10 protein-coding genes are annotated in these 15060 nt (G+C 71.5%); 1 reads left to right on the top strand and 9 read right to left on the bottom strand.

Annotation, left to right across the window (positions count from 1 at the left end; translation table 11 throughout):
* Positions 1-25 precede the first annotated feature (25 nt).
* The 3 genes from IEJ02_RS19835 to IEJ02_RS19825 all read right to left on the bottom strand — a co-directional run bounded on the left by IEJ02_RS19835 (position 26) and on the right by IEJ02_RS19825 (position 4417).
* Positions 26-1633 carry a monocarboxylic acid transporter gene (locus tag IEJ02_RS19835; protein WP_191066104.1) on the bottom strand — a complete coding sequence of 536 codons (1608 nt, stop codon included), beginning with the start codon at positions 1631-1633 and terminating at the stop codon, positions 26-28.
* Positions 1630-2067: a DUF485 domain-containing protein gene (locus IEJ02_RS19830; protein ID WP_223864119.1), complete on the bottom strand. Its 438-nt coding sequence runs from the start codon at positions 2065-2067 to the stop codon at positions 1630-1632. Before IEJ02_RS19830 ends, IEJ02_RS19835 begins: the two co-directional genes overlap by 4 nt.
* A 226-nt stretch (positions 2068-2293) precedes the next feature.
* Positions 2294-4417 carry a DNA gyrase/topoisomerase IV subunit B gene (locus IEJ02_RS19825; RefSeq protein WP_191066102.1) on the bottom strand — a complete coding sequence of 708 codons (2124 nt, stop codon included), beginning with the start codon at positions 4415-4417 and terminating at the stop codon, positions 2294-2296.
* A gap of 441 nt (positions 4418-4858) precedes the next feature.
* Here IEJ02_RS19825 and IEJ02_RS19820 point away from each other — a divergent pair, with 441 nt between their 5' ends.
* Positions 4859-5089 (top strand): DUF7455 domain-containing protein, encoded by a 231-nt coding sequence (locus IEJ02_RS19820; RefSeq protein ID WP_030842698.1) that lies wholly within the window; start codon positions 4859-4861, stop codon positions 5087-5089.
* A gap of 223 nt (positions 5090-5312) precedes the next feature.
* On the opposite strand, the gene IEJ02_RS19815 is transcribed toward IEJ02_RS19820, so the two are convergent.
* The 6 genes from IEJ02_RS19815 to IEJ02_RS19790 all read right to left on the bottom strand — a co-directional run bounded on the left by IEJ02_RS19815 (position 5313) and on the right by IEJ02_RS19790 (position 14950).
* Positions 5313-6143 (bottom strand): S1 family peptidase, encoded by an 831-nt coding sequence (locus IEJ02_RS19815; RefSeq protein ID WP_191066101.1) that lies wholly within the window; start codon positions 6141-6143, stop codon positions 5313-5315.
* A 229-nt stretch (positions 6144-6372) separates the two neighbouring features.
* The gene (locus IEJ02_RS19810; RefSeq protein WP_275560866.1) at positions 6373-7938 is read right to left on the bottom strand and encodes an RNA polymerase sigma factor; all 1566 of its coding nucleotides are present in this window, start codon (positions 7936-7938) and stop codon (positions 6373-6375) included.
* Positions 7939-8405: 467 nt separating this feature from the next.
* Complete coding sequence (locus IEJ02_RS19805; RefSeq protein WP_275560865.1) at positions 8406-9359, bottom strand: FadR/GntR family transcriptional regulator; 954 nt, start codon at positions 9357-9359, stop codon at positions 8406-8408.
* A 159-nt stretch (positions 9360-9518) separates the two neighbouring features.
* Entirely contained in the window at positions 9519-11714 is a 2196-nt protein-coding gene (locus tag IEJ02_RS19800) for an ATP-binding cassette domain-containing protein (RefSeq protein WP_191066098.1), read from the bottom strand.
* Positions 11715-11844: 130 nt separating this feature from the next.
* The gene (locus tag IEJ02_RS19795; protein ID WP_137979870.1) at positions 11845-12606 is read right to left on the bottom strand and encodes an NUDIX hydrolase; all 762 of its coding nucleotides are present in this window, start codon (positions 12604-12606) and stop codon (positions 11845-11847) included.
* A gap of 751 nt (positions 12607-13357) precedes the next feature.
* A complete protein-coding gene (locus IEJ02_RS19790; protein ID WP_191066097.1) occupies positions 13358-14950 on the bottom strand; it encodes a DUF4192 domain-containing protein in 1593 nt (530 codons plus the stop codon).
* Positions 14951-15060 lie beyond the last annotated feature (110 nt).

Below are 15060 nucleotides of genomic sequence, written 5' to 3'. Positions count from 1 at the left end.
GCCTGAGGCAGCGCCCGCCCCTGCCTCAGGCCGCGCCCGCCCCGGTGAGCGCCCGCACCTCCGTCTCGGCGTGCTGGGCGGCATGGGCGGGGACGTCCGCGGGCGCCGGTGAGGTGACCGTCCCGAGCCAGCCCGCGAGGAACCCGAGGGGCACCGAGACCAGCCCCGGGTTCTGGAGCGGGAAGAGGTGGAAGTCCACCCCGGAGAAGATCGCGTCCGGGCCGCCGGAGACCACCGGGGACAGCACCACCAGCACCACCGCCGGAAGCAGCCCCCCGTAGACCGACCAGACCGCGCCGCGCGCGGTGAACCGCCGCCAGAACAGCGAGTACAGCAGCACCGGAAGGTTCGCCGACGCGGCGGCGGCGAACGCGAGCCCCACCAGGAACGCCACATTGAGGTCCTCGGCGAGCAGCCCCAGCCCGATCGCGGCCGCCCCGATCCCCACCGCCGCGATCCGCGCGACCGCCACCTCGCCGCGCGGGGTGCGGCCCGCCCGCCTGCTCAGCGAGGTGTGGAGGTCATGGGCGACGGAGGCCGAGGAGGCGAGGGTGATCCCGGCGACGACGGCGAGGATGGTGGCGAAGGCGATCGCGGCGACGACCGCGAACAGCACCGTGCCCCCGGTCGATCCGGCGCCGCCGCCGAGGTCGAGCGCGAGCAGCGGAACGGCCGTGTTCCCGGCCGCGTTGGAGGTCCGTACGGCATCGGTGCCCAGCACGGCGGCCGCACCGAAGCCGAGCACGATCGTCATCAGGTAGAAGCCGCCGATCAGCCCGATGGACCAGATCACCGAGCGGCGGGCGGCGCGGGCGGTGGGCACCGTGTAGAAGCGCGAGAGGATGTGCGGCAGCCCGGCGGTGCCCAGCACCAGGGCGAGGCCGAGGCTCACGAAGTCCAGCCGGGCGGTCCAGTCGCCGCCGTACTTGAGCCCGGGGGCGAGGAAGTCCACGCCATGGCCGCTGTTCCGCGCCGCGGTGCTGAGCAGGGCGTCGAGATCGCCGCGGAAGCGGACGAGGACCAAGGCGGTCAGCGCGACCGCCCCGCCCATCAGCAGCACGGCCTTCACGATCTGGATCCAGGTCGTGGCGCGCATCCCGCCGAGCGCCACGAAGACCACCATCAGGGTGCCCACGCCGATCACCGTCCAGGCCCGGGCGCGGCCGCCCGTCTCCCCGATCAGCAGGCCGACCAGACTGCCCGCGCCGACCATCTGGGCCACGAGATAGAGCACACAGACCGTGACCGAGGAGATGCCCGCGGCGATCCGGACCCGCCGCTCCCGCATCCGGGCGGCCAGCACATCGGCCAGGGTGAACCGGCCGCAGTTGCGGACCAGTTCGGCCACCAGCAGCAGGACCACCAGCCAGGCCACGAAGAAGCCCACGCAGTACAGCACCCCGTCATAGCCGAAGAGCGCGATCAGGCCGGAGATCCCCAGGAAGGACGCGGCGGACATGTAGTCACCGGCGATGGCGAAGCCGTTCTCCATCGGCGAGAACAGCCGCCCGCCCGCGTAGAACTCCTCCGGCGAGCGGTGCCGCCGGCGCCCCGCCCAGGTGGTGATGGACAAGGTGGCCGCCACGAAGACGCCGAAGAGCAGCAGCGCCAGGCTCCGCTGATCGCCGGTCACCGCCCGTGCCCCCGCATCATCTCCTGTGTGATCCAGCGGAGTTCGAGCGCGACCCGGTCCCGGCGCAGCCGTGCGTGCCGGGCGTACGCCCAGGTCAGCAGGAAGGTGGTGGCGAACTGCGCGAGCCCCGCGACCATCGCCACATTGAGCGTGCCCACGACCGGGCGGGCCATCAGATGGGGGGCGGTGGTGGCCGCGACGACATACGCGAGGTACCAGATGAGGAACGCGGCGGCCGCGGGGAACACGAACCGGCGGTAGCGCCGGCGCACCTCCTGGAAGGCGGCGCTGCCGTGCACCTCCATGTAGACCGCCTGGGCGGCGGGCGGACGGGCGCGCCGAGGTCCGCCGTCCGTGTCGCCCCAGCCGGACGCGAGCGCGTCGTACCACGGATCCTCCAGCCGCGCCGCTCCCGTGTCGCGCGCGTTGTGCATGTCCACCCCGAACACTCCTTGTTCACTGCCGCATTCGCCGCGTGACCAAGGATGGGCAGATCAGAAAGATCCAAGACCCTTCAACCTCGGACCTTCACTCCATCAGGTGACTCAGGTGATGAACGGCCCGGATACGGCGCTCCAGGAGCGGGCGGAGCGGAAGACGCCGAACGGGGTCCCCCGGGTGGGAGACCCCGCCGAACCGGCCCCGCCGAGGGGCCGGGCGTCAGACGTCGATGCGCGACCGGTCCAGGGTCGCCGCCGAGTTGGTGATGAACTCCTTACGGGGCGCGACCTCATTCCCCATGAGCAGGTCGAAGGCGCGCTCGGCGGCCTCCAGGTCGCTGATGTTGATGCGCCGCAGGGTGCGATGGCGCGGGTCCATCGTGGTCTCCGCGAGCTGGTCGGCGTCCATCTCACCGAGACCCTTGTAGCGCTGGATGCCGTCCTTGTAGCGGATCTCGCGGCGCTGGAGGTCCAGCAGCGTCTCCTGGAGCTCCTGGTCGGAGTAGGTGTAGAGGTACTTGCTCTGCCCCCGCTTGGGGTTCACCAGCTCCACCCGGTGCAGCGGCGGCACCGCCGAGAAGACCCGCCCCTGCTCGACCATCGGCCGCATGTAGCGCTGGAAGAGGGTCAGCAGCAGACAGCGGATGTGGGCGCCGTCGACATCGGCGTCGGCAAGGAAGATCACCTTGCCGTAGCGCGCCTGGTCGATGTCGAAGGTCCGGCCCGATCCGGCCCCTATCACCTGGATGATCGCGCCGCACTCGGCGTTCTTGAGCATGTCGGAGACCGACGACTTCTGCACGTTGAGGATCTTGCCGCGGATCGGCAGCAGCGCTTGGAACTCGGAGTTCCGGGCCAGCTTGGCCGTACCCAGCGCCGAGTCTCCCTCGACGATGAACAGCTCGCTGCGGCCCACGTCGTCACTGCGGCAGTCGGCCAGCTTCGCGGGCAGCGAGGAGGACTCCAGCGCGGTCTTACGGCGCTGCGCCTCCTTGTGCTGGCGGGCCGCGATGCGCGTGCGGGCCGCGGCCACGACCTTCTCCAGGACGGCCCGGGCCTGCTGCTTGGCGTCCCGCTTGGAGGAGGTCAGGAACGCCTTGAGCTCCTTGGAGACCACGTTGGCCACGACGCGGGAGGCCGCCGAGGTGCCCAGCACCTCCTTGGTCTGGCCCTCGAACTGCGGCTCCGCCAGCCTTACGGTCACCACCGCCGTCAGGCCCTCCATGGCGTCGTCCTTGACGACGTCGTCCTCGGCGACCCGCAGCAGCTTGGTGGCGCGCAGCGCCTCGTTCACGGTCCTGGTGATCGAGCGCTCGAAGCCGGAGACGTGGGTGCCGCCCTTGGGGGTGGCGATGATGTTGACGAAGGACTTGATGGTCGAGTCGTAGCCGGTGCCCCAGCGCAGCGCGATGTCGACGCCCAGCTCGCGGGTGACCTCGGTCGGGGTCATGTGCCCGCGCTCGTCGAGGACCGGCACGGTCTCCTTGAAGGTGCCCTGCCCGGACAGCCGCAGCACATCGCAGACGGCCTTGTCCTGGGCGAGGTACTCGCAGAACTCGCTGATCCCCCCGTCGTAGCGGAAGGTCTCCTCGACCGGCCCCTCCTGCCCCTCCAGGCCCCGCTCGTCCCGGACCACCAGGGTGAGCCCCGGCACCAGGAACGCGGTCTGCCGGGCGCGGGCGTGCAGCGTCTCCACGGAGAGCTTGGCGTCCTTGAGGAAGATCTGGCGGTCCGCCCAGTAGCGGATGCGGGTGCCGGTGCGGGTCTTGGGAACCCTCTTGCCCTTGAGGATGCCGCTGGACGGGTCGAACGGGGCGTCCGGCCCGGATTCGGTGAAGATCCCGGGGACGCCGCGGCGGAAGCTGATCGAGTGGGTCCTGCCGTGGAGGTCCACCTCCACGTCGAGACGGGCGGACAGCGCGTTCACCACGGAGGCGCCGACGCCGTGCAGACCGCCGGAGGCCGCGTACGCGCCGCCGCCGAACTTTCCGCCGGCGTGCAGCTTGGTCATCACGACCTCGACGCCGGACAGCCCCGTCTTGGGCTCGATATCCACCGGGATCCCCCGGCCGTTGTCCCGCACCTCCACGGATCCGTCGTCGTGGAGGATCACCTCGATGTGATCGCAGAAGCCGCCGAGGGCTTCGTCCACCGAGTTGTCGATGATCTCCCAGAGGCAGTGCATGAGACCGCGGCTGTCGGTGGAGCCGATGTACATGCCGGGGCGCTTGCGCACCGCCTCGAGCCCCTCGAGGACGAGAAGGTGCCGCGCGGTGTAGTTACCGCCGCCCCGGTCTGCTCCGGTCAGCAGCGCAGTGGACGGCACGGACGTGTCGGCGGTCACGCGGTTCGCTCCTCGCTGAATTTCTGGTTGGCCCGGCTGTGGGCACGATGGTGGCATGGTCGCCCGTCAGAGCGTACCGAGGCCTGATAGAGCCTTTGTGCCGCCACCCATGGAAACGTCCATGCTAGTCGCACCCGCCACCGTTTCGCTCGTACGTTCGATATACCACGGCGCTGCCGCACACATCACGTTCCCTTTCAGGCATGAACCATTTAGGCTCCGGGCACGTCCTCATTCACAACCGGCAACCCGGCCGGGAGGGCAAACCAGACAATCGACGCAAAGCATCAAAGCTAGGCAATACGGCTCATTCGCCGCCAAACGTCACCATCCGGCCTACTCAGAAGCAACTTTTGGGAAAAAGCCACGAGCGGGAACGATTTCAGGCTGGTTGGATGTTGACCCTGGTACGACAGCTCGTCGAGCTAGAGAAGAGGCGACGTGACTACTGTTCTGACCCCCGCGAGCCCGTTGACGGCCGCTGACCGCTGCGACCGCTGCGGCGCCCAGGCGTACCTGCGCGTCGTGCTGATCAGCGGTGGTGAACTGCTCTTCTGTGCCCACCACGGGCGCAAGTTCGAGCCGGAACTCAAGAAGATCGCCGCGGAAATACAGGACGAGACCGAGCGGCTCACCGCCGCTCCGGCGTCCGCGTCCGACGACGAACGCTGACGCCTCATACCCACGACGACGAGCGACGCCGGCCCAGGGCCGGATTCCGGGCGGTCTGCCCCCTGAGCGGGGCGGCCGCCCACGCTCGTATCGCGGGTCTTTCGGCATGGCCCAAGGGCGGCCTTTCGGCATGGCCCAAGGGACATTGCCAAGGGCCCCGCGCCGACTCGCTCCAGGCCCTTTCCAGGCTCGTCACATCCCATCGGCGTCCCCGGGCTCCGTGTCAGTCATGGGCGGCCACCAGATCGGCCACCGAAGAGATCCTCGTGTAGACGCCGGGCCGCCCCGCCACGGCGCATCCGCTCCCCCAGGACACCAGGCCCACCAGCCGCCCCCGGACCACCAGAGGTCCTCCGCTGTCCCCCTGACAGGCGTCCCGTCCCCCGTCCGGCAGCCCCGCGCAGACCATGGAGCGCGGGTCGTAGTCCCCCTCCGCATTGCCCGGATAGGCGCTCTCACAGACGCTGTCGGCCAGCACCCGGACCGTCGCGGTGCGCAGCGACGAGGCATAGGTGCCATCGCCCTCCGTATCGCCCCAGCCGTACACCGCGGCCCGCTCACCCGGCCGGTACGCCTGGTCGCCGGTGCCCGCCATGCGGATGGTGTAGGCCGCGGGCACCGCGACCCCCAGAGTGAGCACCGCGATGTCCCCGGCCCGGTTGTCGCCCTCGTACGCCGGGTTGACCCACACCCGCGCGAGCGGGTACTCCACCCCGTCCTTCTTGCGCAGGTCGTTGCGGCCGATGATCAGCTTCAGGTCCCGTACCTCCTGCCAGTCCTTGCCGAGCACCCCACGGCTCAGACAGTGGGCCGCCGTGACGACCGTTGTGGGGCCCACCACCGCCCCGCCGCAGAACTGGCCCGACCTCTTGTCCCCGAAGAGCGCACGGCTGGCCACGGCCACCGCCCAGGGCGCCTCGACCGTACGGGCCGGATGCCCGCCGATCACCACACGGTCGGCCGTCGCCGGGGCGGGTGCGGTGAGCACTATCGCGAGTGCGGCGGCCAGCGGCACCGCCAGGGCGATGAGGAGCGAGCGGGGCGACCTGGGCATGCGGCCTCCTGACCATACGGAGCAAGACGCATACTCAGCGTTACCCTCTCTGTCGCGAAGTGCATCCCGAGTGGGCCAAGCGGGGAACATGGCCCCGGGGAACACGCGCTCGCGCAGCGCGAAGGCCGGGTTCCTCGGAGGGAGCCCGGCCTTCGTGCTGTACCGCTTCCGCCATAAGGCGGCTATGCGGCTGTGCGGCTATAAGGCGGCCATGCGGCGGCGGTCCGCATCAGTCCAGGTAGTCGCGGAGGACCTGGGAGCGGGAGGGGTGGCGCAGCTTCGACATCGTCTTGGACTCGATCTGACGGATGCGCTCACGCGTCACGCCGTAGACCTTGCCGATCTCGTCGAGGGTCTTCGGCTGACCGTCAGTGAGGCCGAAGCGCATCGAGACCACGCCCGCCTCGCGCTCGCTGAGTGTGTCGAGCACGGAGTGCAGCTGCTCCTGCAGCAGGGTGAAGCTGACCGCGTCGGCCGGGACGACCGCCTCGGAGTCCTCGATGAGGTCACCGAACTCGCTGTCGCCGTCCTCGCCCAGCGGGGTGTGCAGCGAGATCGGCTCACGGCCGTACTTCTGGACCTCGATGACCTTCTCGGGGGTCATGTCGAGCTCCTTGGCCAGCTCCTCCGGGGTGGGCTCACGGCCCAGGTCCTGGAGCATCTGGCGCTGGACGCGCGCCAGCTTGTTGATGACCTCGACCATGTGCACCGGGATACGGATGGTGCGGGCCTGGTCGGCCATGGCGCGGGTGATCGCCTGACGGATCCACCAGGTGGCGTACGTGGAGAACTTGTAGCCCTTGGTGTAGTCGAACTTCTCGACCGCGCGGATCAGACCGAGGTTGCCCTCCTGGATGAGGTCCAGGAAGAGCATGCCGCGGCCCGTGTAGCGCTTGGCCAGGGAGACCACCAGACGGAGGTTGGCCTCCAGGAGGTGGTTCTTGGCGCGGCGGCCGTCCTCGGCGATGATCTCCAGCTCGCGCTTGAGCTTGGGGGCCAGCTTGTCGGAGTTGGCGAGCTTGTCCTCGGCGAACAGACCGGCCTCGATGCGCTTGGCGAGCTCGACCTCCTGCTCGGCGTTGAGCAGCGGGACCTTGCCGATCTGCTTGAGGTAGTCCTTGACCGGGTCGGCCGTGGCGCCGGCCGCGGCGACCTGCTGCGCGGGGGCGTCGTCCTCGTCCTCGTCGGAGAGCACGAAGCCCGCGTTCTCCGGCTCGGCCTCGGCGCCCTCGGGACCGGGCTTGCCCGGTGCCTCCTCGATGACGTCCTCGCCCTCGAGGAGCTCGTCGGTGACGTCCTTCTTGGCGGTGGTCTTCTTCGCGACCGTCTTCTTGGCGGCGGCGGTGGTCTTCTTCGCGACCGCCTTCTTGGCCGCGGTCTTCTTGGCGGCGGCCTTCTTCGCGGGGGCCGCCGTGGCCTCACCGGCCGGGGCGGCGCCCGGGTCCGCGGTGGGGGCGACCGGGGCGGCGGGGGCCTTCTTGGCGGTGACCGTCTTGGCCGCGACAGTCTTGGTGGCGGTGCGCTTTGCCGGGCTCTTCGCTGCGACGCTCTTGCGGGTGCGCTTGGGCGCCTCTGCGGCACTGACCATCAGCGTCACACCCTCCTCGTCGAGGATCTGGTTGAGGCTGCGCAGTACGTTCTTCCACTGGGTTGGCGGAATCTGGTCAGCCTCGAAGGCCCGGCGCACATCGTCGCCGGCGATCTGCCCCTCAGCCTTTCCCCGCTCGATGAGCGCCATGACAGACTCCGACTCGGCGATCTCCGGCGGGAGCGTACGGGATGTGCTGGCCGACACGAACAACCTCTCGGAACGTTGGAAACGGCTTCCGGCTCAGTCCACTGGGGACCGGAGCCGACGACCGCCGGCAGGGATGAACCGACGGCGCGGGCGGAGTGCGGAGGGGTACAGCGTTACGAGCGACATCCGTATTCCCTCCGCGGCTGCCACCTCTTTAATCATCGCGCTGCCCCAAAGAGCGTTACGCCCAATACTCGTGGCCCGAGTCACACCCCATAACGGTCTTAATGCCCATCCAACGGGACAGAAAACTCCCAGTCGCGCATCGATGGGAGTCATCGGCGCCGATCGATCAGATCGCGCCGCGCCGCCGAACCCGCGGCGCGGGATCCGGCGACGCCCTCTCGTACGCCGTACGGCATCCATCGGGCCGGAACTCGCCGCCTACTGACACCACCTTGCCGTACGTCGTACGCCGCACGCTCCGGACGCCCGGCGCTCCGGGCAACCGGACGCGCCGCGGATCAGTGCTCGCGCGGCGCGGGCACCCCGACCTCGGCATGATCGAGATCCGGGTGGACGGTCAGCAGCTGGCGCATCGCCGCCTCGGCCGCCGCGGCGTCGCCCTCGCCGATCGCCTCGACGATCCTGCGGTGGTGGGCGACCCCCGCCTCGCTGAGGCGGTCGCAGCCGGTGACCGGTGCCCCGGAGACGTGGAGCGCGGCGGCGACGATGCCCGCCAGGTGCTCCAGCATCCGGTTGCCACCGACCTGGAGCAGCAGACCGTGGAACTCGGCGTCGGCGCGGGAGAAGGTGAGGGCGTCACCCTGTGCCAGCGCATGGCTCATGATCTCGACCATGTCGCCGAGCCGCTGCTGCACCTCCTCGCGGCCGTGCCCGGCGGCGAGACGGGCGGCCAGCGGCTCGATGGTCCAGCGCAGCTCGCACAGCTCACGGCGCTGGTCGTCGCGCTGCGGACCGAAGGCGCGCCACTCGATGATGTCCGGATCGAGCAGGTTCCAGTCGCTGACCGGGCGGACCCGGGTGCCCACATTGGGGCGGGCGCTGACCAGGCCCTTGGCCTCGAGGACGCGCAGCGATTCCCGTACGACGGTGCGGGAGACCTCGAAGCGCTGACCGATCTCCTCGGGGACGAGCGGACGGTCCGCGCCCAGGTCACCGGAGACGATCATCTGGCCCAGCTGCTGAACGAGTTGGCCGTGCAGCCCGCGGCCCCGGTTGCCGGCCGCGCGTCGGCCCACCCGGCCGATCTCCGCCTCGGCACCGTCCCAGGAGGAGGGGGCGCTGCCGCGGTCGGCGCCGGGGGCTTCGGCGTAGGAGTAGCGGTCAAGCTCGCCCGAACCGGCCAGGCCGGAGTCGGCGGGGCGAGCCGCGGTCATCGTGGTGTGCGCAAGGGTACTCACGCATCCTTTGTCGGCGACGCCTCGGAAGCCCTTGAGGTCTTTGGTGAAAAGCACACGAAAGGGTGATCGCCCATTACCTCATAATTGACGCTCAATCGGACAGAAAGAAGCACCTTCGGGGAGTTGCGAGCAGTTCGCGCGATGGCTGTGCGAATCCGCTTCGGGCCTGATCCACTGGCTCGCGGGCGAGGGCGCCCGGCGCGGTGCGGGGTGCTACTGGCGGGTGCTCTTGCCCCGCAGACCGGTGAGGGCATAGGCGCACAGCAGGACGGCCACCGACAACATCAGCGCCTGTCCGACCGGTTGGGACGCGAGCCGCAGCGCGACCGCCAGCCCTCGGTCGATCATGGAGGGCGACCGGTCCAGCGTCGCCGCGCGCAGCCGGTGCGGCAGCATCACCAGCGAACGCAGCGACGGATCCTGCGCCGCGCGCTGGACGACGGGCACCGCGAGGATCGGCACGGCGAGCAGGGTGGCCAGCCCGAGGGCGGTGGAACGGAAGACTCCGGCGGCGAGCAGCCCGGCCCACGACGAGCCGATGGTCAGGCCGAAGACGCCGACCACCAGCGCGGGCCAGTCGCCCGGCAGCGGCACCGCGTTGCCGCCCACGAGCAGCAGGAGCGCCGCGCTGTCGAGCACGATGACGCCGAGCGACAGCAGGACGGCACCGGCCGCGCAGACCGCGAATTTGGCGGCCAGCAGCCCGAGTCGGCGGGGCACGGCGTCCCGGGTCGCCGCCAGTGCCGGAAAGCGGAACTCGTCGCCGAAGGCGAGGGCGCCCAGGAGACCGGCCGCGATGGCGACGGGAGGCAGCGGGAGGTCGGCGGGCCAGCCGGTGAGCCGGTGCAGCTCCCCGGCGTCACCGGCGCGGGCGAGCAGCACGGAGGCGAGGAGGGAGGCCACGATGGAGGCGACACCGATCAGCCAGCCGGTCCTTACGCCGGTGGCGCGGCGCACCTCGTAGCGCATCGGCCAGGCGGGGCCGGGGAAGCGGAGCTTGGGGAGCAGCCGCAGCGGGGGCGCCTGGGGGTCGCGGGCGCGGGCGGCCGCGGGAGTCCCCGGGCCCAGATCGGCGGTCTCCTCGACCAGCCGGTGGACCACGATGCCGTGGCGGTAGGCGGTCTCCCCGACCGATGCGGGGGACAGACCGTAGACGGAGATGTGGGTCTCGTCGTCCCGCACCACGGAGAACGGGTCGGCGGGCGCGGCGACCGGCTCCTCCTCGGCCTCGGTCCCGGCTCCGATCCCGGCGCCGACGCCGACCCCGGTCCGCGCGTGGACCGCTTCGGCGCTGGCCGCGTCGGCGTCGGCAGCGGGGGCGGGGATGGAGGTGGGGGCGGCCTTGTCCGCTGGGTTTGCCGTGTCTGCCTTGTTCGCCTTGTCGCCGGCCGTCTTGTCGTCGGTCGTCTTGTGGCTGGCCGCGGCTTCCGCGGCGGCCTTCTTCGCCTCGGCCCCGGCGGTGGAGCCCCGGGTGGCGAACTGGGCCTTCCTGACCTTGCGCCAGATCGCCCTCTTCCGGACCTTGGGCCCGGCGCTCCCGGCCTTGACGACGTCGCCACCCCCGCCGGCCACGTCGGGCTGGGCGGCGTCGGCGGCCTGGGCAGCCTCGGCCTTGGCCGCGAGCTCGGCCGCCACCCGGGCCTCCTCCGCCGCCTGGGCCTCGGCCAGCTGCCGGGCGGCCTCGACCTCCTCCTCCAGGACGGCGGCGAGGCGACCGACGAGCGGCGAATGGACGACGACACGGGGGCGCAGCCGGGTGCGGGCGAACTCGTCCACCGGTTGATCGGCCACCAGCCGCCCCGATTCCAGGGTGAGCACCTGGTCCGCGAGGCGGATCACACCCTCGGCGTCCTCGGTGGCGACGAGGACGGCGCCGCCCTGAGCGGCGAATTGGCGCAGCAGCCCGTACAGCCAGGTGGTCTCCCGGGCCGACAGGCCCCGTGCGGGCTCGTCGAGGACCAGGGTGTGCGGGTCCCCGAGCAGCGCGGTGGCGATCCCGAGACGACGCTCCGCCCCGGTGGACAGATCACCGAGACGCTCGTCCGCCAGATCGGTGAGGCCGACCACATCGAGCACGACGTCGGCGCGTGCGGCGGGCACCCCGGCCGCGGCACCGAGCATCCTCAGATGCCCCCGCACGGTGCGGCCCGGGTGACCGGGGACGTCCTCGAGGAGAACGCCGATCTCATGAGCCGGGCGCCGGATGCGGTGCAGGGGGCGGCCCCGGAAGAAGGCGGAGCCATGGCCCCGGTCGAGCTGCAGCAGAAGCCGCAGCGCGGTGGTCTTGCCCGCGCCGGGGCCGCCGAGCAGTGCGGTGACCCGGCCCGCCGGGGCCTCGAAGGTGAGGTCGTCGACAACGGGCGGATGGTTGCGGCGGGGGGTGCTGGTCAGTCCGGTGGCCTGGATCATGGCTTCTCCCGCGGGGCATGGAACCGCTCGATGGCACGTGGGGACTGGTGGCGTACCGGAGAACGTTAACCCGCTATGTCCTATTTCTTCAGGACATAGGACCCCCGGGGAGTCGTCGTGTCATGGCCCGTCACACCTCGGGACGAAGCATGGGCGGATTGAGCAGCGTCGCCCCACCGGCCCGGAACAGCTGGGCGGGACGGCCACCCTGACGGGTCGTCGTACCGCCGGTGGGCACCAGGAATCCCGGGGTGCCGGTGACCTTGCGGTGGAAGTTGCGCGGATCCAGGGCCACGCCCCACACCGCCTCGTACACCCGGCGCAGCTCGCCGACCGTGAACTCCTGCGGGCAGAAGGCGGTGGCCAACGAGGAGTACTCGATCTTGGAGCGGGCGCGCTCGACCCCGTCCGCGAGGATGCGTGCATGGTCGAAGGCGAGCGGGGCGGCCAGATCGCTGTCACGCCCGAAGGCCCCGTCCTGGTCGAGCAGCGACTCGACCGGCGCCCAGCGCACACTGTGCGCGTCGCCCCCGGCACGGGGCGCGGGCAGATCGGGCGCCAGCGCGAGATGCGCCACGCTGACCACGCGCATCCGGGGGTCCCGCTTCGGATCGCCGTAGGTGGCGAGTTGCTCGAGATGGGCCGCGTTCGGCGGGACCGGAAGCGTGGGGTCATGCGCGAGCAGCCCGGTCTCCTCGGCCAACTCCCTGGCAGCGGCGACGGCGATGTCCTCATCGGGCCGCACGAAACCGCCGGGCAGCGCCCACCGCCCCTTGAAGGGCGGCTCGCCGCGGCGTACGGCCAGCGCACACAGCGAATGCCGCCGCACGGTGAGCACGACCAGATCAACGGTGACGGCGAATGCCGGGAAAGCCGACGGGTCGTAGGGCATGACGCGATCATAGTCGTCTGCCTGACGATAATCAGGCTCTTGAGCATGATCACCGATGTTCGTGAAATCGCTCTCTCAAGCGCTCGCCTGCACGATTCCCACACTCCCTTCCGAATCTCCCGACCCGCGCCGCCCTCCCGGGCCGCCACATCCCCGACCCGCGCCGCGTCCCCGGTCCGCGCCGTGTCCCCGGTCCGCCGCACCTCGGCCCACCCAGCTGGCCGCCCACCGACCACTCCACCCCCGCGCCTCGGCCCACCTCCTTGCCTTCCCCTGGCCCCCTGCCCCCCCTGGCTCCCCGGACGCCGGGCCTCAGCACACCCTCCTGCCGCCCACCTGCCGCCCCCAGGCCGCCGTGTCTCGGTCGCCGTGCCTCCAGTGGATCGGCATCCCCGAGCTGGAGGGCCCCGCCAGCCGTTCGCTGTCTGCCTCTGGCCACCAGGTCTCGGCCCGCCCGCCGACCGTGACCGCCGGTGGCTCAGCCGCCGAACTCGTCCAGCAGATCGGGCTCCCGAATGGGAGAGCCACTCGCCGACCGTCCACTGTCCGCCCGCGACGGCCGCGCCTCGGCAGACCTGCCTCGCCGCCACCGTCCGCCCCTGGCCACCGGACCTCGGCCCATCCGACTGCCGCCCGTCGGCTGCTCCCGGGCCGCGTGTCTTCAGCCCGAGCCGTCCAGCGGACCGGGATCTCCGAGCCAACCCGCCGGCCGCCCCTGGCCCCCGCCCCAGGGCTCACCGGCCTGGCCAGGTCAACGGCGGCTGCGCGTTCCCCGGCCGCCGGTGCGGCGCCGGGTGCGCGGCCGCCCTTCCGGGCGGCGCTTGCCACCCGGGGCGCTCACCCCTGCCGACGCGCTCCTGCCGCCCGGGCCTACCGCCCCGCTCGGCCGCTCCCGCGCCGGCTGCCGCTCCCTCTGGCCTTCCGCCTCCCCTGATTCCTCCGCTTCCTCCAACTCCTCCGCTTCCTCCGACTGCTCCGATTCCTCCGACTGCTCCGATTCCTCCGACTGCTCCGATTCCGCGCGGGCGGCCGACTCGGCGGGCTCAGCCGACTCGACCGGTCCGGCTGTTTCCATGGCCGTTTCGGCCGGGGCTCCAGCCATCCCCCGCGGCTCGGTGACCGCCACGTCGCCGAGCCGCTCCAGCTCCGCGTGCACCGCGGCGTGCACAGCACGGTCGGCGCGGTCGGCACGGTTGGCACGGTCGGCCGGGTCGGAGCGGTCAGAGTCCTCCCGGCGCAGGCATTGACGCAGCAGCTTCGGATGGACCCCCTCATTGCACGCCTGGTGCAGCAGCCTCGCGAAGAGGTAGTCGGGATCGACCCGCAGGGCACGCCCGAGCGCCACCCGTGCCATGAGCTCATCACCCGCCGACCAGGCGACCCACCCCGCCAGGGTGAGCGGCGCCGCCGCATGCTCCCCGTAGGAGCCGACGCAGCGGCGGGCCAGCGCGCGCCACAGCCGCAGCGCCGCGTCGGCGTTCACTTCCTCCATCCACCCGGCCACCCGGTCCCGGGTCCGTCGGTCCTGCAGTCCGATGATCATGGCCGCCGCCTCCTGGTCGTCGAGCAGACCGTCATCGCGGAGATCGGCCGCGCAGGCGTCGGCCATCGGCGGCGCCGCCTGGAACGTGTCCAGCATCCGGCCCACCAGACCCAGGGTTTGCGCACACACCGTCGCGGAGCCGGCGCCGTCGAGAATCCTCGGCACGAGCTCGGCCCCGGCCGCGTCCAGCGCCCGCTCCTGCCCATCGGCCCGGGGTCCGCCGAGCGGGGCGAGCCTGGCCTCCATCTCGCGCAGCGAGCCACGCACCTGGACCCCCGCGAACGTGGCCGCCGCGGCCATGACCGAGGTGCCCGGCAGGGCGAGCGGTACGCCCTCCGGCGGACAGCAGCGCCGGTCGGGGCAGACATACGACCAGAACCGGCCGCCGGAGATGCACAGCGCCTCGAACACCGGCACCTCCAAACCGCCGCAGGCGATGCGCAGCCTCTGGGCGAGGGGCCGCAGCCGCTCCATCGCCTCCTGCGCGGACTCGCCCTCGGCCGGCTCCTGGCACAGGAACAGAACGACCCCGTCCGGCCGCACGCCACGCCGCTCACTGCCGCTGATCAGACATTCGGCGAGCTGATCGCAGACCTCGGGCCACTCCTCCGGGACCCGGGGAATGCCGAGCCTGAGCCTGCCGCCGAACCGGCCGCGGGCGCCGTGCAGCGCGATCATCACGATGCTGTCGTCCGGCTGGAAGCCCAGGACATACGGCAGGGCATCGGCGAGCTCGGCCGGGCTGCGGAGGGTGACCTGCTCTTCGCCGGGCAGACCGGCCGCTTCGTTGTGTCGAGTCATGGCCCGACGGTCCCTCAGCCCCGCCGACCCCGCCACCCCTGTGGATAACGTTATCCACAGGCTGTCCGGGGCGTTGGCGCGATGTCGGCGGGATCGGGTTGCATGGGGGC

Origin of the sequence: Streptomyces sp. 5-10 (genome assembly GCF_014712245.1) — a bacterium.
GTDB classification, from domain to species: domain Bacteria; phylum Actinomycetota; class Actinomycetes; order Streptomycetales; family Streptomycetaceae; genus Streptomyces; species Streptomyces violaceusniger.
Note: the sequence above shows the minus strand (reverse complement) of the source record. Positions and strands in the feature narration are given on the sequence as shown.